Origin of the sequence: Rhodococcus spongiicola, assembly GCF_004011835.1 — a bacterium.
Taxonomy (GTDB): Bacteria; Actinomycetota; Actinomycetes; order Mycobacteriales; family Mycobacteriaceae; genus Prescottella; species Prescottella spongiicola.
In genome coordinates this window covers 164,237-185,407 of record NZ_RKLN01000004.1, presented here as the reverse complement: position 1 = coordinate 185,407, position 21,171 = coordinate 164,237, and the positions used below count along the sequence as shown (strand labels likewise).

Here is a 21,171-nt window from a genome sequence, read left to right as displayed (position 1 = left end):
AATCCGGTGTTTGGTGACAACCTGAGGAATTGATGACATCCTGAGAAGGGACTGCCCACGACGAATCGAAAGGCAGGACCATGAGGCAGATCACGAAGAGCGTCCGGGTGCTCGCGGCAGCAGCCGCCATAGCCCTGGCGACCGGCGTAGGTGGCGCCGCTACCGCGTCCGCCGCGGAGATCGAATCGACTCCCTCGGTACCCAACAGCCAACCCCAGCAGCGAGGTGGACCCGATCCCTTGCTGATGGAGGAGGGGCTGTTCCTCGAAGAGGGTCCGTTGCTGATGACACCCTTCGGCGGTGGCATGGGAGGCTTCGGCGCAGTACCGTTCGGCGGATTCGGCGCAATGCCGTTCGGCGGAATGTTCCTCTAAGCGAAGCGGGCGCCCAGGCTCTAGCGACATCGGTCGGTTGATCATCTGTCGACGCTGACGGCATACCGCCCAAGCGTCGGACAGCCCTTTCCACCGCTGGAAGTCGCGGCCTGGGCCCGCTATCGCCCCCGAACTCATCCCACCCACCATTTGACTTGGTTGCCCGCGCTGACGAATCGAAAGGCAGGACGAATCGAAAGGCAGGGAGGGACCATGAGGCACAAGTTCAGGAAGAGCGCCCGAGTGGTGGCGGTCGCCGCCGCCCTCACCCTGGGAGCCGGTTTAGGTGGTGCGGCTACCGCATCCGCCGCCGAGTTCGAATCGACCCCCTCGGTGCCTGGCACCCAACCCCAGCAGCGAAGCGGACCAGATGCCTTGCTGCTCGAGGAGGGGCTGCTACTGGAGGAGGGGCTGATACTCGACGAGGGTGCCGGGCTGTTCTTGGGGCCCGGCGTTGGCGTCGACTTCGGTTTCCCGCTCCTGTAGGCAAAACACGCGCCCCAGGCGAAAAGCGACACCGGCGTTGATCATCGGTCTACGCTGACGGCGTGCCGCCTCAGCGTCGGATATTCCTGCCCATCGGTGGAAGCCGGCCTGGGCGCGGTCGCCCATGAGCTCGCTCCCAGCCACCAGTTGATCCTTGTTGGACTGATCCCCTATCGGACGCAGTGCTGACAAAAATCGAAAGGTAGGAATATGAGGCAGAAGTTCAGGAAGAGCGCCCGAGTGGTCGCGGCCGCCGCCGCCCTCACCCTGGCGACCGGTGTAGGTGGTGCGGCCACCGCATCCGCCGCCGAGTTCGAATCGACTCCCTCGATGCCCAACACCCAACCCCTGGGGGGTGGCGGAATCGACGCCTTGCTGCTCGAGGAGGGGTTGATCCTGGAGGAGGCTCCGCTGTTCGACTCCCTGCCGGCCGCCGGCGCACTGGACTTCGCCTTCCCGCTGCTCGACGGAATAGTGCTGTAGGCGAACCGGGCGCCCCGGCTGCGAGCGACACCGGCGGGAAGATCATCGGTCTACGCTGACGGCATGCCGCCTCAGCGTCCGATAGCCCTTGTTACCGGTGGAAGCCGCGGCCTGGGCGCCGCCATCGCCCGAGAACTCGCCCCCAGTCATCAATTGATCCTCGGCGGACGCAGCGCCGAGTCACTCGAACCGATCGCGGGGGAGCTGGCGGCGGCGCCATGGCCGGTCGACCTCACCGACTACGCGGCCGTCGAGTCTGCCGTCGCCGAGATCGACCGACTGGACGTGTTGGTACACAACGCGGGTGTTGCCAAACTGGGGACCGTCGAGGAGACGTCGGTCGATACCTGGCGCCGAATGTTCGAGGTCAACGTCGTCGCCGTCGCTGAACTGACCCGACTGTTGCTGCCCGCGCTGCGAGCGGCGCACGGGCACGTGGTGTTGATCAACTCCGGTTCGGGTCTGCGCGTCAACGCAGACTGGGGTGCGTATGCGGCGAGCAAGTTCGCCTTGCGCGCGTTCGGTGACGTCCTGCGGCTCGAGGAGCCGACACTGCGGGTGACGTCGATCCACCCGGGACGGATCGACACCGACATGCAGCGCGCGCTCGTCGCCACCGAGGGCGATGACTACGACGCCGACCGGTTCCTCACTCCGCAGACAGTGGCGCGCGCGGTCCGGGGCGCCGTCGAAACGCCTCTTGATGCGCATCCCACCGAAATCGTGTTGCGGCCGATACCTCGTCGGAAGTGACTGGCCGGATGTGACTGGCCGGATGTGACTGGCCGGACGTGACAGGCCGGATGTGACTGGACGGCCACGATCCGCGACTCGCGGACACTCCAGACAATCCGCCTAAGCCCGCTGTTCAGCCCCTTGGCGGTGCTAGCGTGCCGCGCATGCCAGGACATCGGGGGGGATTCCGGGACAGAACGGTCGTCACCGTGCTCGCGGTGACCTTGATGATCGGGGGTGGCTCGACGGGTACGGCTGCGGCCCAGTCGAGCGGCAGCGCCGGTGGACAGGGTTCGGTCGGCACCGGGTCCTGGACCGACGGCACCGGCTCGGACGGCACCGCGTCGAACGGCACCACATCCGTCACCGGCTCACTAGGGACAGGGTCGTACGCCAGGTCGCCGTTCGGCTCCTGGATGCCGAGCGTGGTCGGCTCGATGTTCTCGGAGCCTGATCTCGACCCACCGGGACTCGAGACACTCCGCGCGGAGATGATGCCCTCCCCGCTGGGTGAACCCTTCTTCGACGAGTACCCGCCCGGCTTGGACGCGATGGAAAACGGCGAGGTCATCGAGACCCGCGACGTGACGCCGGTCGCCCGGCAGCTCCTGAGTCAACCGGTACGTGAGGTCCGACAGTTCAAAGTGAGGACCACCGACGCGGCCGACGAGCCATCGTTCGCGACCGCTACGCTCGTCGTCCCCGCCGCTCCGTGGCCCGGTCCCGGTCCCCGGCCCGTCGTGGTGAACAACGTGCCGATCAACGGACTCGGACGAGCCTGCACGCCCTCGTACACCCTCGCGCACGGCATCACCCCGTCGACAAACCCCTACGAGCGACTCCGTCCGGTCACGACGCAGGCAGAACAACGCGGTTACGCGGTGCTCATCACCGATCACGAGGGCCCCCGGATGGCCTACGGGGAACCAATCGTCGCCGGACGCGCGATCCTCGACGTTATCCGCGGCATGCGAAACCTGTACCCGGCGGAGTTCGGCGACAGCAAGCTCGCGTTGACCGGCTACTCGGGAGGTTCGATCGCCACGCACGGAGCGGTCAAGCAGATCGACTCATACGCCCCCGAACTCGCCGACGACATCGTCGGCGCCGCGATCGGGGGACTGCCGGCCGACTTCGAGATGCTCGGGCGCACCATGAACGGCAATCTCGCCACCGGATACTTTCTCGCCGCATTGTTCGGGGTCATGCGGGAACACCCCGAGACCCTCCCGCTGATCAACCCTCTCGGCCAACGCCTGCTCATCTCAACCCTGAAGGACGAGTGCATCAGCGATCTCGCCATGCTGGGCATCCTACTCATCCCGGTGGAGGCCCTCGCGAACGTCACGAACGCACTGAATTCTCCTGTCGCACATGATATCTACGCGAAACTGAAGATGGCGGACCTCAAGTCCGGCACCCCGTTGTACATCTTCCACGGCGGGCAGGAGTTCTGGGTCCCCGCACTGGGCGCGCGCAACCTGTTCGACGAGCAGTGCGGATACGGAGTCGCCACTGTGTACCAACAGGTACCCGGTGAGCACATCATTGCCCCGTTCACCGGCACTCCCGGCGCGTTCGACTGGATCGACGCCCGGCTTGCCGGAGAACCCCCACCATCCGACTGCTGAAACGCCTCCCGCCCGACAGTGCACTGCCGACGGGTTCCGCCACCCGCACACTGCGCGTGACGGAACTCGTCGGCGGTTACCTTCAGAGAACGACGTTGACCATCTTGCCGGGAACGACGATCACCCTGCGCGGGTCCTTGCCGTCGAGCAGCGCGACGATCTTCTCGTCCGTCAGAGCGACCTTCTCGATGTCCTCACGGGCGGCGTCGACCGCGACATTGATGCGGCTGCGGACCTTGCCGTTGACCTGGATCGGGTACTCGACGGTGTCCTCGACCAACCACTTCTCGTCGGCGGTCGGGAACGGGCCGTGCGCGAGCGACTCGGAGTGCCCCAGGCGCGACCACAGTTCCTCCGCGAGGTGCGGCGCGACCGGACCGAGCATGAGCACCAGCGGTTCCACCACCGAGCGCGGTGCACCCGCCGGGTACTCCTTGGTGAGGTGATTGGTGTACTCGATCAGCTTGGCGACCGCGGTGTTGTCGTGCAGTGCCGCGTAGTCCTCACTGACGCCGGCGATCGCCTTGTTGAGCGCACGCAGCGTGTCCTCCGACGGCTCGGCGTCGGTGACCCGCACGTCACCGCTTTCCTCGTCGATGACGACGCGCCAGGCGCGCTGCAGGAAGCGGTGTGCTCCGATGACGTCCTTCGTCGCCCAGGGACGAGACGTGTCGAGCGGCCCCATCGCCATCTCGTAGACGCGCAAGGTGTCGGCACCGTACTCGTCGCAGATCTGGTCCGGCGAAACGGAATTCTTGAGACTCTTCCCCATCTTCCCGTACTCGCGCTTGACCTCGGCGCCCTGGTAGAAGAACTTGCCGTTGTCCTCGGTCACCTCGGCCGCCGGCACGTATACGCCACGGTCGTCGGTGTACGCATGCGCCTGGATGTAACCCTGGTTGTAGAGGCGGCGGTACGGCTCGCTCGAGCTGACATGTCCCAGGTCGAACAGGACCTTGTGCCAGAACCGTGCGTACAGCAGGTGCAGCACCGCGTGCTCGACTCCGCCGACGTACAGGTCGACGCCACCGGGATCGTTGGGGCCGTGGATGTCCGGGCGCGGACCGGTCCAGTAGGCCTCGTTCTCGGGGGCGACGAACTGCTCATGGTTGGTGGGGTCGATGTAGCGCAGCTGGTACCACGAGCTACCCGCCCATTGCGGCATCACATTGGTGTCGCGGTTGTAGGCCTTGAGCCCGTCACCGAGATCCAACTCGACATTGACCCACTCGGCGGCCTTCGCGAGCGGGGGAGAGGGCTCGGAGCTGGCGTCGTTCGGGTCGAACGACACCGGTGCGTAATCCTCGACTTCCGGAAGTTCCACCGGCAGAGCTGATTCCGGTAGTGGATGCGCTACACCCTGGTCGTCGTACACGATCGGGAACGGCTCACCCCAGTAACGCTGGCGCGCGAACAGCCAGTCGCGCAGCTTGTATTGGATGGTGCCCACTCCGAGGCCGTCCGCCTCGAGCCGCTCGATGACGGCCGCCTTGGCGTCCGCGACGCCACGGCCGTTGAGATAGTCGGAGTTCACCAGCGGTCCGTCGCCGGCGAACGCCGCCTCGGACAGGTCACCGCCCTTGATCACCTCGACGATGTCGAGGCCGAACGCGGTCGCGAACTCCCAGTCACGCTGGTCGTGGCCCGGGACGGCCATGATCGCGCCGGTGCCGTAGCCCGTGAGCACGTAATCGGCAATGAACACCGGCAGTTCGTGGCCGTTCACCGGGTTCACGGCGTAGGCGCCGAGGAAGACGCCGGTCTTCTCCTTGCTCTCCTGGCGTTCGAGGTCACTCTTGGCCGCGATCGAGGCCCGGTACGCCTTGACGGCCTCGGCCGGGGTGGACTTGCCGCCGGTCCAGCGTGGGTCGACACCGTCGGGCCACTCGGCCGCCACCAGGCGGTCCACCAACTCGTGTTCGGGGGCCAGCGTCACGTACGTGGCACCGAAGAGGGTGTCCGGACGGGTGGTGAACACCTCGATGTCGTGGCCGGTGGTGTCCGGGCCCTCGTCGCCTTGCTCGCCCCGGACCGCGAACTTGACCTGGGCTCCGTACGAGCGCCCGATCCAGTTGCGCTGCATGGTCTTGACCTTCTCTGGCCAGTCCAGGTGCTCGAGGTCGTCGACGAGACGGTCCGCGTAAGCGGTGATCCGCATCATCCACTGCTGCAGATGCTTCCGGAACACCGGGAAGTTCCCGCGCTCGCTGCGGCCGTCTGCGGTGACCTCTTCGTTGGCCAACACGGTCCCCAGGCCCGGACACCAATTGACCATCGAATCCGAGTGGTAGACAAGGCGGTACGAGTCGAGCACCTTGCTGCGCTCGACCGCGTCCAACGATTCCCAGCTGCGTCCGTCGTCCAGAGTGCGTTCACCCGAGGAGAATTCGGCCTCGAGTTCGGGGATGCGGCGCGCCTTGCCCTGCTCGGTGTCGTACCAGGCGTTGTAGATCTGCAGGAAGATCCACTGCGTCCAGTGGTAGAAGTCGACGTCCGTCGTCGCGATGCTGCGACGCTCGTCGTGACCGAGCCCCAGACGGCGCAGCTGACGCTGCATGTTCGCGATGTTGGCTTCTGTCGTGGTCCGCGGATGCGTGCCCGTCTGCACCGCGTACTGCTCGGCCGGCAGACCGAACGCGTCGTAGCCGAGGGCGTGCAGGACGTTGTGGCCCTGCATCCGGTGGTAGCGCGCGAACACATCGCTGCCGATGTAGCCGAGCGGGTGCCCGACGTGCAGACCCGCACCAGACGGGTACGGGAACATGTCCTGCACGAACAGCTTGTCGGCGGGCACATCGACGGCGTCGCCCGTCCCCTTGCTCGCCTGTGGCGCCAGCGGACCCACGGGGTTGGGCGCATTGAACGTCCCCCGCTCGCGCCACAGTTCCTGCCAGCGCCGCTCGATACGGCCGGCGAGTTCGGCTGTATAGCGGTGCTGCGGCGTCGAGTCGTCGGTCGATGCGGCTTGCTGAGCTGGCTCGGTCACTGTGGTCGCTATCTACTTGGATGACGTGGAATTCCGCCAACCAGGGTAAAGGCTGGTCGGCCCCGGGGGCACATGCCCGTCGGACCGGGCTTATCGTGGATGCGTGCTCATTGTCGCTGTCGTCCTGTTCTTCGCCGCTGTCGGCCTCGCCGCGCTGGGCATCGCCGGACTGACCGGTCGGCTCAGTCGCAACCGCTGGGCCGGGGTCCGTACCCCCGAATCGCTCCGCGACGACGAGACGTTCGCGCTGGCCAACAAGGTCGCAGCACCCACGATACTGGCGTCCGCCGTGGTCCTGGGGATCGGCGGTGTCGCGGCCACCCTGCTCGACGGCGTCCTGCCGATCGCCGCAGTGAGCGTCTCCGTCCTTGCCGCCCTCTTCATCGCCGGTGTCGGTGGCACCCTCGGCTCGCGCGCCGCCGGTGCACTGCCCGAGGAAACCAGCGGCTGCGGCACCTCGTGCGGCGCCTGCAGCCTCAAGGGCGCCTGCGAACCCGCCTGACCAGTTGAGTCCTGACTGGTTGAATCGCGAGCGTGACCACCCCGCCACCCGGCCCGCGTGTCGTCGACCACGCCGGCGCCATCTTCGGTCTCGTCGTTCCGGTGCTGGCCGCGGCTGCGGGCGTCGTAGTGACATACGTCCTCGAACCCCGGCTGCCCGAACGGATAGCCACCCCCTGGTCCGGTAGCGCGCCGGAAGCCCTCGTGAGCCCGACCACGAGCGCATGGTCCCTCGCGGCGATCGTGCTGATCGTCGGCGGCGGCTGTTGCGCCATCGCCGCGCTCGCCCAGGCCCGGCTGATGATGCGCCGGGTCATGTTGCTGCTCGGGCTGACCATCGTCGGGGGGCTACTCGCCGCCGCCGTCGCGACGACCGTCGGGCAGCTCGATGCGGTGGCGGTGGTCGACACACCCCTGCCCGTCGGCGCGATCGGCCTCGGCCTGGCTGTCGGCGCCGTCGTCGGCTTGGTCGGCGCGTCACTGTTGCGCGACCATCGCGTCCGTACCAGTGCCACCGAGGCACCGGCGGCAGATCTGCCCCGTGGCATCCCTGAGATGCCTATTACCGACCAGGTCGGGATGAGAGCGGGCGAACTCGCCGCCACGGGCGTGGCCCTCGTCGCACCCGCGGCGCTGGTGTGCTGGCTGGCGAACGCGTGGTGGCCGCTCGGCATGTACCTGCCATTCGTGCTGCTCGCGATGACAATCCTGCAATTCCGCCTGGTCGTCGACGCGGAGAGCATCCGCGTGCAGAACATGGGGATGTCGGCGATCGAGTACGGCACCGACGAGGTGTTGGGCGCGAAGGTCACGCACGTGCGCCCCTTCCAGGACTTCGGCGGCTGGGGCCTCAAGTCGAAGGGGCGCGGCGACCAGGGCGTCGTCACCCGCACGGGACCGGCGGTCGTGATCACCTTCGCGTGCGGCGATCGACTCACCGTCACCACGCCCCGGGCCGAGGAGATCGCCGGTGCCCTCAACACCCTCGCGGACCAGCGCCTGACCCGGTCCTGACCGCCGCCACGCGGCCGCCCGACGGCCCGGACGCCGTACGGAGCCGTGCTGCGAGCCTGGTCGGATACCGTTTAGCGGTGAAGTTTCTGAACAGGCTCTACATCGACGGATTCATCCTCTCGATCGCCGCCGTCGCGATCCTCGGGAGCCTGTTCCCTGTCTCCGGCACCGGCCAGACGGTGCTCGACTGGGCCACCAAGATCGCGATCGGGCTCCTTTTCCTGCTCTACGGCGCGCGACTGTCCCCCACCGAGGCGCTGCACGGTCTCAAGCACTGGCGCCTGCACTCGGTGGTGCTCGCCTCGACCTTCGTGCTGTTCCCGCTCATCGGCCTGGCGCTGCGGATCCTGGCGCCGACCGTGATCAGCGACGAGTTGTACACCGGCGTCCTCTACCTGTGCCTGGTGCCGTCGACGGTCCAGTCGTCGATCGCGTTCACCTCGATCGCACGCGGCAACGTCGCGGGCGCAATCGTGAGCGCGTCACTGTCCAACCTTCTGGGGGTCTTCATCACCCCGCTGCTGGTGATCCTGTTGATGAGCACGACCGGTCAGGCCACCGTCGATCCCTCCTCGGTGATCGACATCGTGCTGCAGTTGCTGGTGCCGTTCATGGTCGGACAGCTCATCCGGCCGCTCGTCATCGACTGGCTCATGAGGTACGCGGAGCCGACCAAGTTCGTCGACCGCGGCTCGATCCTGCTCGTGGTGTTCTCGGCGTTCAGCGTGTCGATGGCGGACGACGTCTGGAGCACCGTGACCGCTATCGAGATCGTTGCGGTGGTGGCGGTATGTGTGTTCATACTCGCGGCGGTGCTCGGGATTACCGCCTTCGCCGGCGCAAAGCTCGGATTCTCCCTGCCGGACCGCACCGTGATCATCTTCTGCGGCTCCAAGAAGAGTCTGGCGACGGGCCTGCCGATGGCGTCGGTGCTGTTCGCGGGGCAGCCCATCGGTCTGATAGTGCTACCACTGATGATCTTCCACCAGATCCAATTGATCGTGTGCGCTGCGATCGCGCAGCGCATCGCCAAGCGCGCCGATCCCGAGGCCATTGCCTCCTGACCGAACCGTGAGTTCACCCCCGCCTGCGCAATGGCTGCGGTTCAATGAGTGCGGGCGCGCCTCCGCTGTTCAGGCGCGCGCTGTTCGGATGGTCCCAGGCAGCTGTGTATCGGAGGCGAACATGAGCGGTAACCATCACCATCACGAGCCCCAGGACGTCCTCGCGCCCGCCTATACGGGCCGACTGGAGACGAACCCGGTTCCCGCGCTTCGCCTGCCCCACGAATCGATGGACCCAAGGGCCGCCCATCGATTCATCCACGACGAACTGATGCTCGACGGCAGTTCGCGGCTCAACCTCGCGACATTCGTGACGACCTGGATGGACCCCGAGGCCACCGCCCTGATGGCGGAGACGTTCGACAAGAATCTGATCGACAAGGACGAGTACCCGGCGACGTCGGCGATCGAACAGCGTTGCGTCAACATGGTCGCCGCGCTGTTCAACGCGCCGGGACTGTCGGACACCGATCCGGAGGCAGCGACCGGCGTCTCGACCATCGGCTCGAGCGAGGCGGTGATGCTCGCCGGGCTGGCGATGAAGTGGCGCTGGCGGGAGGTACGCGAGGGCGCCGGACAGGACGCGTCCAAGCCGAAACTGGTGATGGGCAGCAACGTTCAGGTGGTCTGGGAGAAGTTCTGCCGCTACTTCGACGTTCAACCCGTATACCTGCCGATGGAACCGGGCCGATATGTGATCACGCCCGAACAGGTGTCGGCGGCGGTCGACGAGAACACCATCGGCGTGGTCGCAATTCTCGGAACCACCTACACCGGCGAACTCGAACCGGTCGAGGAGATCGCCCTCGCTCTCGACGAACTCGCAGCGGGTGGCGGTCCCGACATCCCGGTTCACGTGGACGCCGCCAGCGGTGGATTCGTGGTCCCATTCTTGAATCCGGATCTGTTGTGGGACTTCAGGCTTCCACGTGTCGTCTCGATCAACGTGAGCGGCCACAAGTACGGGCTGACCTATCCGGGCATCGGGTTCGTCGTTTGGCGTGATTCCGAACAACTTCCCGAGGAACTGGTGTTCCGGGTCAACTATCTGGGCGGCGACATGCCGACATTCACTCTCAACTTCTCGCGCCCGGGAAGCCAGATCGTGGGGCAGTACTACAACTTCCTGCGGCTGGGCCACGCCGGATATCAGCGCATCATGAGGGCTCTGCGTGGCACCGCAATGTGGTTGAGCGACAGGCTCTCCGAGGCAGGCGACTTCCGCGTCATCAGCGGTGGCTCGGCGATCCCGGTCATCGCATTCGAACTCGCCGAGGAGCTGGGCTTCACCGTCTTCGACATCTCCCACGAGCTGCGTTCCCGCGGCTGGCAGGTCCCCGCCTACACAATGCCCGCCGAGGCCACGGAAGTAGCGGTACTGCGCATCGTCGTCCGCGAGGGCTTCAACGCCGACCTCGCCCGTCTGCTCTTCGACGACATCATCGCGGTCTGCGGCTACCTGCGTCGAGGCGCCGCAGACCGCCCCGACGCCCGACACTTCGCGCACTGACCCAGCCGGGTGGTAATCCTGGACGGTTACAACAAGGTTCGTGGACGATGAAGCTGCGGCATTGCACCAGTTCGGGGAGGGTGGGATGAAATGGGTGTAGTGATCTTCGTAGTCGCTGTATTGGCCGGGGCGATTCTTCTTGACCAGTTGGGTTTGTGGGCGGAGCGTCATGGGTGGATCTATTGGCGAAAGAAGAAGGGGACTGGCGGCTCGTCGGGGGCGCTCGAGTACATGAACACCCTGTTCTCTCCTTCAGCACACAACGTCGTAGAAGAACGGGAAAGCAAGAGTGTGACCCGTGTGGATTCCGCAACAGGAGACGAACTTGATCTCGACTCTCCCACTGTATTTCTCGAGATGCGCAACTGGGAGAAAAGTTCAGATGACCCTCGTTCTTCCATGAACTGAGCCGTCAGTTCAGGTCGATGTCGACGGGGTGCGTCGCGAGCAGCGCGAGCGGCATGGGCTGCCGGCGCAGCACCTGACCCCACACGTCCACGCGGGGTGGACTGACGATGTCGGAGGCCAAGGCCGACAACACGATCCAGTCGTCGTTCTCGAGCTCGGAATCGAGCTGACCGAAAGTCCAACCCGCGTAACCGGCGAAGACCCGCAGCCCGTCGATGACCGGGGCGATCTGCTCGGGGTCCCCGTCGAGGTCGACGATCACCACCCGCCCGTCGATGCGGCGCAGGCCGGGAACATCGGTGACGTCGGCACCGGCCCGCAGCGTCGCCAGGCACAGGGCGGCGTCACGGGTGACCGGACCGCCGACGTAGATCGCCTTGGGATCGGCGGCGAGGTCGGCCCACTGCGGCAGCACCTCCTGCACCGCGGTATCGCTGCGGCGGTTGATGACGACACCGAGGCTGCCGGCGTCGTTGTGTTCGATCATGTACACGACGGTCCGACGGAATGTCGGCTCGAACAGGTCCGTCGACGACACCAGCAAGCTGCCCGGTCGTACCACAGGCTGTGCCGACGCCGTTCGGTCCTCAGGTTCCTCCGAGTGCGCCACTGGGTCATCATCTCATCGACAACGCCCCACCGGGAGATGGGAATCGCGTCCGATGGCTCACGCCTTCACCGGGCAGGCGGCCGTACGGGGTACGCCCAGCTTCTGCAGGAACAGGCTCATCGGGCACCAACCGGCGACTCCGTACAGGACCAGGTTTGCCGACACGAATGCGGTCAGCCCGCGCCACTTGGGCGAGCGGTTGCGGCCGAGCAGCAGGCTCGCGCCCGCCACCGAACCACCGAGCAGCGGCACGATGCGCTCGATGGACCAGCCGGAATGCTTCGGTAGTGCCACGGCGGGGATCTCCTTGCGATACGTGGTGTCGAGGGGCGGTGTCCCGTGCCCGCGTCGGTGCCGGACGCTCTGCGGGCGGCGGTGCGTCCGGACCGTCGGGCCGGCACGATCTGAACTGTATACCCGGGGGGGTATTTAGTCGACGTGTCGTCGACCACGTCCGGCGCGCTAAACCAGGCCTAGGATCCGGTCGAGGACCGCGAGATGATGCTCGAACAGCACCGCCGGCTCTGTGAAGGTGTCGCCGCCGAACTGCTCGAACACCTCGGAACTCACCACCCCGAACAGCGCGCTCCACACCATCACTCCGCGGACGAGGACCTCGTTCGGCAAGGTCGATCCCATCTCGCTGCGGATCCGCCCCAGATCCACGGCCAGGCCCGGCTCGCACTCGGCCTCCGGCACCTCGATCGCACCGGCCCGGTACGCAGACTCGATGATGGTCACCAACGCGGCGATGACCCGGGTGCCCGGGCCTGTCGTGCGTTCTGCCGGGGCGTGGTAACCGGGGATCGGACTGCCGTACAGCAGCGCATACCGGGCCGGTTCGCGCACCGCCCACACACGGACCGCGCGGGCAAGGGCATGCAGTCGCCCGCGATGGTCCGCCTCGGGCAGTGCGTCGACAGCGACCTCTACCTCCGCAGCGAGTTCGTTGTAGCCGTCGACGACCAGCAGCGTGAGCAACTCGTCCCGGCTCGCGACGTACCGGTACACCGCAGAGGACACGACCCCGAGATCCCGCGCGACCGCCCGCAGCGACAGGGCCGCGGCACCGTGGGCGACCAAATGCTCGCGTCCGATGCGGGTGATCTCAGCCAGGGTCTGCTCACGCGCGCGTTCGCGTGGCGTGCATGTCATGGTTCCACCCTGCCGGACACGCGAGAGCACTGTCAACGAAAGAGAGCAGTGCTCTTGACAAAGCATGCGCGGGTGACACATGCTGAAAACGAGAGCAGCGCTCTCGTTTCTGGAAATCCCCTCGAGAAGGTGAGCCCGTCATGTCGAATCTGCAGGTAGTGACCGGAGCAGGACCCGTCGGCTGGACTGTCGCAGAGCAGCTGGCCGATGCCGGCCACGACGTTCTGGTGCTGACCCGCTCCGGCAGCGGGCCGGTGCATCCGCGGATCGAACGCCGCAAGGTGGACGTCTCCGATCCCACCGCCCTCGGGCCCGCGCTCGACGGGGCCGCCGCGGTCTTCCACTGCATCCACGGCTCCGAGTACGACGCTCGCGCGTGGGAACGCGAACTTCCCGTCGCCGAGCGGGTGGTGATGGACGCCGCCCAGCGGATCGGCGCCGTCGTGGTGTTCCCCGAGAGCCTGTACGCGTACGGGCGTCCCGACGGCCCGATGACCGAGGACAACCCCCGCGACGCGACGGCCGGCAAGCTCGGTGTCCGTGCCCGACTACTCGCGGCCCGCGCCGCGCACCGGGTGCCCACCGTGAGCGTGGTGGCGGCCGACTTCTTCGGGCCACGGGTCCGGGACGCGCACGCAGGGGAGCGGATGGTTCCGGCGGTCCTGAACGGGAAGACCATCCGGGTGATGGGACGCCCCGACGTGGTGCACTCGTTCACCTACGTGCCGGATCTGGCCAAGGCGATGATCGCGGCGGCGCAGGACCAGCGGCTGTGGAACACAGTGCTGCACGCCCCCACCGCTCCCGCGGTGACCCAGCGCCAGATGGTCGAGGCCTTCGCTTCCGCCGCGCACGTGCGCGCCCCGAAGGTGGGAACGCTGCCGAGCATGCTGCTGCGCGCGATCGGTTCGGTGCACCGCCCCACGCGGGAGCTGGCCGAGATGCTCTACCAGTTCGAGGCCCCGTACGTCATGGATTCGAGCCGCAGCGAGCAGCTACTCGGACTCGCACCGACCCCGCTCGACGAGGCGGCCGTGCAGACCGTCCGGTGGTGGGAGAACGACCTGGCGGCGACAACTGCCCGATAGGGTCACCGTGTGCGCAGACGGACTTCGATTCGGCAATCGTGGACGATCGCCGTCACGACGCTGCGCCACTCGCCGGGACTCGCGCGTCTGACGACGGTCCGGTTCGCGAGCCAGTACGGTGACGGGCTGTTCCAGGCCGCCCTCGGCGGCGCCATCCTGTTCAATCCGGAACGCGAGACCGAACCGCTGGCGATCGCGGCCGGATTCGCGGTGCTGCTCCTGCCGTACTCCGTGATCGGCCCGTTCGCGGGCGCCCTGCTCGACCGCTGGGATCGCCGTACGGTCCTGCTCTGGGCGAACCTGTTGCGCGGCAGTCTCATCCTCATCATCGCAGCCCTGCTGATCGCCGGAGCGGGGGAGACGCCCCTGCTCGTTCTGGCCCTCGCCGCGATCGGTGTGAGCCGCTTCGTGCTCGCGGGCGCATCCGCGTCGCTGCCCCACGTGGTACGCCAGAGTTGGCTGGTACCAACCAACTCTGTGCTTGCAACCGTGGGATCGGTTTTCTCGGCCCTCGGCGCCGGTACCGCCCTGACCATCATCGGCGTGGTGGGTGAAGGGGATCTGGGCTCCGGCATCGCGGTAGCCGTCGGGGCCACCGGATCAGTGATCGCGGCGTGGGCCGTCAGCGGTTTCGCGCCCAACGCCCTCGGACCGGCCGAACCGGGCACTGAAACACCGAGAATGCGCGGCGTCGCCGCCGCGGTGCTGTCGGGTCTGCGCATCGGCGCGACAGCCGTCTGGCAGGCGCCCGGTGTGACGACGGCGATGATCGGAATCGGCTCCCACCGCATCGTCTTCGGGATCAACACGCTTCTGATGGTGCTCATCCTGCGGCACCCGGCGGCCGGCGGTGCACTGCCCGGCGGTCTGGCCGGCTTCGGTGTCGCGGTGGGTGCCACCGCCGCCGGGATGCTGCTCGCCGCGCTCGCCACACCGTGGTTGATTCCTCGCCTGGGACGCCCGCGCACCGTGACCCTCGCCCTCGTCTTCGCAACACTCGTACAGGCGACGCTCGTCGCGTCGCTGTCGCAGCCACTGCTGCTCGCCGGCGCGTTGCTGCTCGGATTCGCCGGCCAGACGATCAAGCTCACGGGTGACGCGGCGATGCAGATCGAGATCGACGACGGTCGCCGCGGGCAGGTGTTCGCACTGCAGGACACCGTCTTCAACGCCGCCTTCTGTGCTGCACTCGCCGCCGCCGCGACGGTCGTCGCACCGGACGGGCGCTCTCTCGGCCTGGTCTTAGTCGGCGCCGGAACCTACGCCCTCGCCCTGATCGCGGTCGGGATCAACTCACGGCGCACCGCCTAGTGATCGGTCACGTCCCGACCCGCCACACAGTGTCGAGACGTCCATCGGCGTCGGTGTCACCGAGCCGCACCGACAGTCGACCAGGGTCCTCCTCAGCCACCAGCACCGTGTCGTAGCCACCACCACCTCGAGTCGAGGTCAGCACCACGTCGAGTGTGCCGTCACCGTCGAAGTCGGCGACGGCATCATCCGACAGACCGTCGCCGTCGAAGTCGACCGCCCGCCACGGCGACGGGGGTGGCGGGGGTGGGGAGGCCGACTCACGCGAGACCTCCTGAGCCCACACACCGTCGTGCGCCGGGTCGGCGAAGTAACGGGCCGACGACTGCCCGGCGTCCAAGACCGCTCTGTCGACCACCGAGTCTCCGTCGACATCCCACATGGCGTCGTCGCGCAGACCGTCGCCGTCGAAGTCCAGGCGCACCGCGTCGAACACACCGTCACCGTCGAGGTCCAGATCCGCGGCCGAGGTCCACGTACTCAGCTCGCCGTCGCCGGTGCCAAACCAGTACTCGAGTGCTCCCATACCTGGATGGACGTCGGGCGACATCAATCGGTTCCCGCACCCGCTCAGGCGTTCGGGTACACCGCCACCTCGGTGGCCTTGACGGCGAACCACACGTCGTCGCCGGCGGCGAGATCGAGTTCGGCGACCGCGCCGGCGGTGACGTCGGCGATCAGGCCGGGCGAGCCGTCGGCGTGGTCCTCGGCGCGGACACGTATCGTGTGCCCGCCGACGCCGGTGATCTCGGTGATCCGAACACGGAACACGTTGCGAGGACTGCCTTCCGGATGGACGCGGTGGACCGCCACCGCGGTCGGGCCGAAGACAGCGACCGCACCGTCACCAGGCGCACACGCGTCCTCGGCGGTGCCGTGGACGAGGCCCGCGACGGTCTCCAACCCGTCGGTGCCGACCTTGCCCGAGAGCAGGTTGATGCCCGCGATCCGCGCCGCGAAGGTACTGCGCGGACGCGTCAGCACCCGCTCGACCGGGCCTTCCTCGACGATCCTCCCGCGGTCGATCACCACGGCGCGGTCGGCGAGCGAAAGTGCATCCAGCACATCGTGAGTCACCAGGATCGCGGTCCGCTCACCGGTCCGCAGCACTCGGCGCAGGAGCGTTCGGACAGCCGGCGCGGCTCCGACGTCGAGCGCAGCCATCGGCTCGTCCAGCAGGAGCAGACCGGGTTCAGCGGCCAGGGCGCGGGCCACCGCCACCCGCTGCGCCTGACCACCGGACAGCTTACGGGGACGGCGATCCGCGGAGCCGGCCATGTCGACCTCGTCGAGCCACCGTGTCGCCGCCGCGTGGGACTCGTGCCGACCCCGTCCGGCGCTGCGTGGCGCGAAGGCCACGTTCTCCCGAACCGTCAGGTGCGGGAACAGCAGCGGTTCCTGAGCGAGCAGCCCGACCGACCGCTGATGCGGCTGCACCGCAACATCTGTCGCGGTGTCGGTGAGAACGCGCTCGCCGAGCACGACACGTCCGTCGTCGGGGCGCAACAGACCGGCGACGACATCGAGGAGCGTCGACTTTCCGGCCCCGTTGGGCCCGAGGACCGCGAGAACCTCACCCGACGCGACCGCGAGTTCGACGTCGAGGCCCCTCGACGCGACTCTCGCCCGTACCGTGAGCCCGTTCACAGCGCGCCTGCCGCGCGTCGGGTGCGGGCGCCGAGGACGATCGCGACGGCGACAAGGACCAGCAACAGCGACAGCGCCACGGCGGCGTCCGGATCCGTCTCCCGCTGGAGGTAGATCTCCAGCGGCAGCGTCCGGGTCACCCCCTGTAGGCTGCCGGCGAACGTGAGTGTGGCACCGAATTCCCCAAGCGCACGGGCGAACGCGAGCACCGCGCCGGACACGAGGCCGGGCAGGACCAGTGGCACCGTGACCCTTCTCAGCACTGTCGTCGGACGGGCCCCGAGTGTCGCGGCGACGGCCTCGTACCGGCGTCCGGCGGTACGCAGGGCCCCCTCGAGGCTGATCACGAGGAACGGAAGGGCCACGAACGTCTGGGCCAGCACCACCGCTGTGGTGGAGAACGCGATCTGGATGCCCGCGACCTCGAGGTGCCGACCGATCAACCCCTGTCGGCCGAAGGTGTAGAGCAGCGCGAGTCCGCCGACGACGGGGGGCAACACCAGCGGCAACAGCACCAGCGCACGCAGCGCCGCGAGACCGGGAAAGCGGCAGCGCGCCGACACCAATGCCATAGGAACCCCGAGCAGGACGCACAGAAGTGTGCTTGCCGACGCAGTTCTGACGCTCAACGCCAATGCATCCAAAGAGGATTCGGACGTCACGAGCTGGAGGAAGTGGGTCCAGTCCACCTCGAGGAGCATCGCGACGAGCGGGAGCACCACCAGTAGGCTGCCCACGGCCGCGGGGACGAAGATCCAGGCCGGCAGTCCGGCCGGGATCCGGGCCGTCGGCCTAGCGGTCACGGCGCCCCGAACCCTGCGTCGGACAGGATTCGTCGTCCTTCCGGACCGAGCACGAAGGCGACGAAACTCTCTGCCGTGTCAGGATTCCCGGACTTCCGCAACACCGCGATGGGGTAGGTGTTGATGACGGTCGCCGCCTCAGGGAACGGAACGGTGGCGACCCTGTCGCGTGCGGCCGCGGCATCGGTCACGTACACCAGACCGGCATCGGCCTGACCGGTGACGACCTTCCCCAGGACGTCGGTCACCGAGGACTCTTCGCTGACGGGCGTGAGGTGGATTCCGGTGGCGTCCTCGATCCGTCGGGTCGCGGTACCGCACGGCACCTGCGGCGCGCAGACCACCGCCTTCACCTCCGGCCGGGTGAGGTCGGCGAACGAGTCGATGTTGGCCGGATTGCCCGGCGGGACGGCGATTGTCAGCACGTTGGTGGCGAAGTTCACCGGTTCGGTCGCCGTCAGCCCGGCGCCGGTCGCCTTGGTCATGTTCGCCGTGTCGGCCGATGCGAAAACGTCTCCCGGAGCGCCCTGGTCAAGTTGGGTGGACAGATCGGACGATCCGGCGAAGTTGAACACGACCCGAGTCCCGGGATGCTGTGCCTCGAAGAGTTGGCCCACCTCGGTGAACGTCGAACGCAGCGACGCCGCGGCAAGAACGGTGATCGATTGCCCGTTCGCGGTGTCGGCGTCGATCGCGCTGCTGCAGCCCGCCAGTATTGTCACGGCGATACCGACGGCCACCACGTGCCGCAGTCTCACGCCGGTGACCCAGGCGTCTCGACGATGACGGTTGTCGCCTTCACCACGGCCACAGCCACGCTGCCCGGCTCGAGCTTCAACGCCTCTGCCGACTCGGCACTCATGAGCGAGACGACAGTGAACGGCCCACACTGCATCTCGACCTCCGCCATCACGCCGTCGATGCGCACCCGTGTGACCAGGCCGACGAAGCGGTTGCGCGCCGAACTGCCCACTCCGAGTGGGTTCTCCGGCCCGGGCGCGGCGTTGGCACGCGCGAATTCGGCGAGCTGCTTGCCGTCGACGACCATGCGTCCAGCGTCGTCCTTGTGGGAGGCGAGGGTGCCGGCATCGACCCACCGCCGGACGGTGTCATCGCTGACGCCGAGCAGCTGGGCCGCATCGCGGATCCGAACGTCGGGCATGCGGCCGAGTCTATCTCCGTAGATGCGGACAGCTCAATAACAATTGTCCGCGTTTGCGGCTACTTCGGCGACTCCTTGCGCTCCGCCCACCACTTCATCAGTTCCGCCTCGGCCTCCTCCCGGCTCAGGGGACCGCGATCCAGACGCAGCTCCTTGAGGTGCTTCCACGCCTCACCGACCTGCGGTCCAGCCGGGATGCCGAGCAAATCCATGATTGCGTTTCCGTCGAGGTCCGGGCGCACCCGCGCCAGATCCTCCTGCTCGGCGATCCGAGCGATCCGTGCCTCGAGGTCGTCGTAGGTGGCTTGCAGCGCTGCCGCCCGTCGCTTGTTGCGAGTGGTGCAGTCCGCGCGAACCAGCTTGTGCAGCCGGGGCAGCAGGTCTCCGGCGTCGGTGACGTAGCGGCGGACCGCCGAGTCCGTCCACTGGCCCTTGCCGTAGCCGTGGAACCGCAGGTGTAGGAACACCAACTGACCGACGTCGTCGACCATCTGCTTGGAGTACTTCAGAGCCCGCATCCGCTTGCGGACGAGCTTGGCGCCCACCACCTCGTGGTGATGGAAGCTGACGCCGCCACCCGGCTCGTTGCGCTTGGTATCGGGCTTGCCGACGTCGTGCAGCAATGCAGCCCAGCGCAGTACCAGATCCGGATCGCCGTCCTCGAGATCGATCGCCTGCCGGAGAACGGTCAGCGAATGCCAGTACACGTCCTTGTGCTGGTGGTGCTCGTCGATTTCGAGTTTCATGGCGGGGATCTCGGGGATCACCCGGTCCGCGAGCCCGGTCTCGCACATGACGTTGACGCCGTCGATCGGATACTCCCCGAGGATCAGCTTGTCGAGTTCGGCGCGAACGCGCTCCGCGGTGATCCGCTCGATCTGCCCGGCCATGTCGACGATCGCCTCACGCACCCGCGGCGCGAGCGTGAACCCGAGCTGCGAGACGAACCGGCAGGCCCGCAGCATCCGCAGCGGGTCGTCGTTGAACGAGATCTCCGGCGCCACGGGAGTGTCCAGCACCCCGGCGAGCAGCGCGTCGATGCCGCCGAGCGGGTCGACGAACTCGAAGGTGCCCTGCGGGTCGATCCGCACGGCCATCGCGTTGACGGTGAAGTCGCGGCGGACCAGATCCTCGTCGAGCGTCGTGCCGTACTGCACCTCCGGGTTTCGGGTGACCCCGTCGTAGGTGTCGGTGCGATACGTGGTGATTTCGAGCTGATCGTCGCCCTTGGTGGCACTGACGGTCCCGAATGCGATGCCGGTGTCCCATTGGTTGTCGGCCCACCCCCGCAAGATCTCCTGCACCTGCTCGGGGTGAGCGTCGGTGGTGAAATCCAGGTCGGTGCCGAGGCGCCCCAAGATGGCGTCGCGCACACTGCCGCCCACCAGGTACAGCTCGTGTCCGGCCTCGGCGAACCGTGCCCCGAGCGGGGCCAGCACGTCCGACAGGGTGCGCAGGGTCTGATGCGCACCGCGGAGCAGTCGGGCACGCCGTTCGGCGTCGGGAGTGGGGGCGTTCACGTCAGCAGACCTTACCGAGGCCGCCAAATGCCGGAACGCCGCGTACACGGCGGCGATGCGGCGACACCACGGCCACCCTGGAGTGGAAGTACGGCCGCCCACATTTTGTCAACTACGATCAATGGGGTGTCCGCCGCCAAGCCCGCAAATCGCAACCGCCGTCCTTCGCGGCGGCGCGGTTCTGGCGCGCAATCGGGCGCGCCCCGCATGCGGACCGTGCGCGAAACATCCGCCGGGGGATTGGTCGTCGATGGCCTCGGTGGTCCGAAGGACAAACTGTGCGCAGCCCTGATCGGGCGTACCGATCGACGCGGCCGGTTGCTGTGGTCGCTGCCGAAGGGGCACATCGAGAAGGGCGAGACCGCCGAGCAGACCGCGATGCGTGAAGTCGCCGAGGAGACCGGCATCCGCGGCGCCGTCGTCGCGGCGCTCGGAAGCATCGACTACTGGTTCGTCACCGAAGGCCGGCGGGTCCACAAGACGGTGCACCACTACCTCATGCGATCGCTGGGGGGTGAGCTGTCCGACGCCGACGTCGAAGTCACCGAGGTGGCCTGGGTTCCGCTGTCGGAACTGGATTCGCGGCTCGCCTACGCCGACGAACGCAAGTTGGCCGGGATCGCCGGGCAGCTCATCGCGGATATGGAGCACACACGCGTCGGGGGGACCGGCACGGAATGACA

At 67.4% G+C, this 21,171-nt stretch carries 23 protein-coding genes; 13 read left to right on the top strand and 10 right to left on the bottom strand.

Going from position 1 to position 21,171, the window contains the following annotated elements:
• The first annotated feature begins 80 nt into the window (after nucleotides 1–80).
• From EF834_RS12260 to EF834_RS12240, 5 genes are all read left to right on the top strand, one after another.
• A complete protein-coding gene (locus EF834_RS12260; RefSeq protein ID WP_127947508.1) occupies nucleotides 81–374 on the top strand; it encodes a hypothetical protein in 294 nt (97 codons plus the stop codon).
• 213 nt (nucleotides 375–587) lie between these two features.
• Nucleotides 588–860 carry a hypothetical protein gene (locus tag EF834_RS12255; protein ID WP_127947507.1) on the top strand — a complete coding sequence of 91 codons (273 nt, stop codon included), beginning with the start codon at nucleotides 588–590 and terminating at the stop codon, nucleotides 858–860.
• A 210-nt stretch (nucleotides 861–1,070) separates the two neighbouring features.
• Nucleotides 1,071–1,343 carry a hypothetical protein gene (locus tag EF834_RS12250; protein WP_127947506.1) on the top strand — a complete coding sequence of 91 codons (273 nt, stop codon included), beginning with the start codon at nucleotides 1,071–1,073 and terminating at the stop codon, nucleotides 1,341–1,343.
• Between the two features lie 63 nt (nucleotides 1,344–1,406).
• A complete protein-coding gene (locus tag EF834_RS12245) occupies nucleotides 1,407–2,096 on the top strand; it encodes an SDR family oxidoreductase (RefSeq protein WP_127947505.1) in 690 nt (229 codons plus the stop codon).
• Nucleotides 2,097–2,242: 146 nt separating this feature from the next.
• On the top strand, nucleotides 2,243–3,709 hold the full coding sequence (locus tag EF834_RS12240; RefSeq protein WP_127947504.1) for a lipase family protein: 1,467 nt from the start codon (nucleotides 2,243–2,245) through the stop codon (nucleotides 3,707–3,709).
• Nucleotides 3,710–3,791: 82 nt separating this feature from the next.
• Here EF834_RS12240 and leuS read toward each other — a convergent pair whose 3' ends face one another.
• Nucleotides 3,792–6,695, bottom strand: a complete 2,904-nt coding sequence (leuS, locus tag EF834_RS12235) for a leucine--tRNA ligase (RefSeq protein ID WP_127947503.1) — start codon at nucleotides 6,693–6,695, stop codon at nucleotides 3,792–3,794.
• A 103-nt stretch (nucleotides 6,696–6,798) separates the two neighbouring features.
• Between leuS and EF834_RS12230 the strand changes: the two genes are divergently transcribed.
• The 5 genes from EF834_RS12230 to EF834_RS12210 all read left to right on the top strand — a co-directional run bounded on the left by EF834_RS12230 (nucleotide 6,799) and on the right by EF834_RS12210 (nucleotide 11,192).
• Nucleotides 6,799–7,197, top strand: a complete 399-nt coding sequence (locus tag EF834_RS12230; RefSeq protein WP_127947502.1) for an SdpI family protein — start codon at nucleotides 6,799–6,801, stop codon at nucleotides 7,195–7,197.
• A gap of 32 nt (nucleotides 7,198–7,229) precedes the next feature.
• On the top strand, nucleotides 7,230–8,210 hold the full coding sequence (locus EF834_RS12225; RefSeq protein WP_127947501.1) for a DUF1648 domain-containing protein: 981 nt from the start codon (nucleotides 7,230–7,232) through the stop codon (nucleotides 8,208–8,210).
• Nucleotides 8,211–8,287: 77 nt separating this feature from the next.
• Nucleotides 8,288–9,274 carry a bile acid:sodium symporter family protein gene (locus EF834_RS12220; protein ID WP_127947500.1) on the top strand — a complete coding sequence of 329 codons (987 nt, stop codon included), beginning with the start codon at nucleotides 8,288–8,290 and terminating at the stop codon, nucleotides 9,272–9,274.
• 121 nt (nucleotides 9,275–9,395) lie between these two features.
• Nucleotides 9,396–10,784: a glutamate decarboxylase gene (locus tag EF834_RS12215; protein ID WP_127947499.1), complete on the top strand. Its 1,389-nt coding sequence runs from the start codon at nucleotides 9,396–9,398 to the stop codon at nucleotides 10,782–10,784.
• 90 nt (nucleotides 10,785–10,874) lie between these two features.
• On the top strand, nucleotides 10,875–11,192 hold the full coding sequence (locus tag EF834_RS12210) for a DUF6191 domain-containing protein (RefSeq protein WP_127947498.1): 318 nt from the start codon (nucleotides 10,875–10,877) through the stop codon (nucleotides 11,190–11,192).
• Between the two features lie 4 nt (nucleotides 11,193–11,196).
• Here the strand turns inward: EF834_RS12210 and EF834_RS12205 are convergent, their stop codons facing one another.
• The 3 genes from EF834_RS12205 to EF834_RS12195 all read right to left on the bottom strand — a co-directional run bounded on the left by EF834_RS12205 (nucleotide 11,197) and on the right by EF834_RS12195 (nucleotide 12,957).
• Nucleotides 11,197–11,802 (bottom strand): YqgE/AlgH family protein, encoded by a 606-nt coding sequence (locus EF834_RS12205; protein ID WP_127947497.1) that lies wholly within the window; start codon nucleotides 11,800–11,802, stop codon nucleotides 11,197–11,199.
• A gap of 57 nt (nucleotides 11,803–11,859) precedes the next feature.
• Complete coding sequence (locus EF834_RS12200) at nucleotides 11,860–12,096, bottom strand: YgaP family membrane protein (protein ID WP_127947496.1); 237 nt, start codon at nucleotides 12,094–12,096, stop codon at nucleotides 11,860–11,862.
• Between the two features lie 168 nt (nucleotides 12,097–12,264).
• Nucleotides 12,265–12,957 carry a TetR/AcrR family transcriptional regulator gene (locus EF834_RS12195; RefSeq protein WP_127947495.1) on the bottom strand — a complete coding sequence of 231 codons (693 nt, stop codon included), beginning with the start codon at nucleotides 12,955–12,957 and terminating at the stop codon, nucleotides 12,265–12,267.
• A gap of 140 nt (nucleotides 12,958–13,097) precedes the next feature.
• On the opposite strand from EF834_RS12195, the gene EF834_RS12190 reads away from it, so the two are divergent.
• Entirely contained in the window at nucleotides 13,098–14,045 is a 948-nt protein-coding gene (locus EF834_RS12190) for an NAD-dependent epimerase/dehydratase family protein (RefSeq protein ID WP_127947494.1), read from the top strand.
• A gap of 9 nt (nucleotides 14,046–14,054) precedes the next feature.
• Nucleotides 14,055–15,356, top strand: a complete 1,302-nt coding sequence (locus EF834_RS12185; RefSeq protein ID WP_127947493.1) for an MFS transporter — start codon at nucleotides 14,055–14,057, stop codon at nucleotides 15,354–15,356.
• 7 nt (nucleotides 15,357–15,363) lie between these two features.
• Here EF834_RS12185 and EF834_RS12180 read toward each other — a convergent pair whose 3' ends face one another.
• The 6 genes from EF834_RS12180 to EF834_RS12155 are packed head-to-tail and all read right to left on the bottom strand — an operon-like array spanning nucleotide 15,364 to nucleotide 20,488.
• The gene (locus EF834_RS12180; protein ID WP_235871147.1) at nucleotides 15,364–15,906 is read right to left on the bottom strand and encodes a hypothetical protein; all 543 of its coding nucleotides are present in this window, start codon (nucleotides 15,904–15,906) and stop codon (nucleotides 15,364–15,366) included.
• Between the two features lie 20 nt (nucleotides 15,907–15,926).
• Nucleotides 15,927–17,003 (bottom strand): sulfate/molybdate ABC transporter ATP-binding protein, encoded by a 1,077-nt coding sequence (locus EF834_RS12175; protein ID WP_127947492.1) that lies wholly within the window; start codon nucleotides 17,001–17,003, stop codon nucleotides 15,927–15,929.
• A complete protein-coding gene (locus tag EF834_RS12170; RefSeq protein ID WP_127947491.1) occupies nucleotides 17,000–17,806 on the bottom strand; it encodes an ABC transporter permease in 807 nt (268 codons plus the stop codon). Before EF834_RS12170 ends, EF834_RS12175 begins: the two co-directional genes overlap by 4 nt.
• Nucleotides 17,803–18,558 (bottom strand): molybdate ABC transporter substrate-binding protein, encoded by a 756-nt coding sequence (gene modA / locus EF834_RS12165; RefSeq protein WP_127947715.1) that lies wholly within the window; start codon nucleotides 18,556–18,558, stop codon nucleotides 17,803–17,805. The genes EF834_RS12170 and modA overlap by 4 nt, the downstream gene beginning before the upstream one ends.
• A gap of 2 nt (nucleotides 18,559–18,560) precedes the next feature.
• Nucleotides 18,561–18,968 (bottom strand): TOBE domain-containing protein, encoded by a 408-nt coding sequence (locus EF834_RS12160; RefSeq protein WP_127947490.1) that lies wholly within the window; start codon nucleotides 18,966–18,968, stop codon nucleotides 18,561–18,563.
• A 59-nt stretch (nucleotides 18,969–19,027) separates the two neighbouring features.
• Nucleotides 19,028–20,488, bottom strand: coding sequence for a CCA tRNA nucleotidyltransferase (locus EF834_RS12155; protein ID WP_127947489.1), 1,461 nt, complete (start codon nucleotides 20,486–20,488; stop codon nucleotides 19,028–19,030).
• A 126-nt stretch (nucleotides 20,489–20,614) separates the two neighbouring features.
• Here EF834_RS12155 and EF834_RS12150 point away from each other — a divergent pair, with 126 nt between their 5' ends.
• A complete protein-coding gene (locus EF834_RS12150; protein ID WP_127947488.1) occupies nucleotides 20,615–21,169 on the top strand; it encodes an NUDIX hydrolase in 555 nt (184 codons plus the stop codon).
• Nucleotides 21,170–21,171 lie beyond the last annotated feature (2 nt).

Bases quoted from the DNA above. Each gene is read 5' to 3' on its own strand.
- EF834_RS12215 (WP_127947499.1), top strand. From the start codon at position 9,396: ATGAGCGGTAACCATCACCATCACGAGCCCCAGGACGTCCTCGCGCCC.
- EF834_RS12255 (WP_127947507.1), top strand. From the start codon at position 588: ATGAGGCACAAGTTCAGGAAGAGCGCCCGAGTGGTGGCGGTCGCCGCC.
- EF834_RS12240 (WP_127947504.1), top strand. From the start codon at position 2,243: ATGCCAGGACATCGGGGGGGATTCCGGGACAGAACGGTCGTCACCGTG.
- EF834_RS12260 (WP_127947508.1), top strand. From the start codon at position 81: ATGAGGCAGATCACGAAGAGCGTCCGGGTGCTCGCGGCAGCAGCCGCC.
- EF834_RS12195 (WP_127947495.1), bottom strand. From the start codon at position 12,957: ATGACATGCACGCCACGCGAACGCGCGCGTGAGCAGACCCTGGCTGAG.
- EF834_RS12245 (WP_127947505.1), top strand. From the start codon at position 1,407: ATGCCGCCTCAGCGTCCGATAGCCCTTGTTACCGGTGGAAGCCGCGGC.
- EF834_RS12160 (WP_127947490.1), bottom strand. From the start codon at position 18,968: ATGCCCGACGTTCGGATCCGCGATGCGGCCCAGCTGCTCGGCGTCAGC.
- EF834_RS12210 (WP_127947498.1), top strand. From the start codon at position 10,875: ATGGGTGTAGTGATCTTCGTAGTCGCTGTATTGGCCGGGGCGATTCTT.
- EF834_RS12250 (WP_127947506.1), top strand. From the start codon at position 1,071: ATGAGGCAGAAGTTCAGGAAGAGCGCCCGAGTGGTCGCGGCCGCCGCC.
- EF834_RS12190 (WP_127947494.1), top strand. From the start codon at position 13,098: ATGTCGAATCTGCAGGTAGTGACCGGAGCAGGACCCGTCGGCTGGACT.
- EF834_RS12180 (WP_235871147.1), bottom strand. From the start codon at position 15,906: ATGTCGCCCGACGTCCATCCAGGTATGGGAGCACTCGAGTACTGGTTT.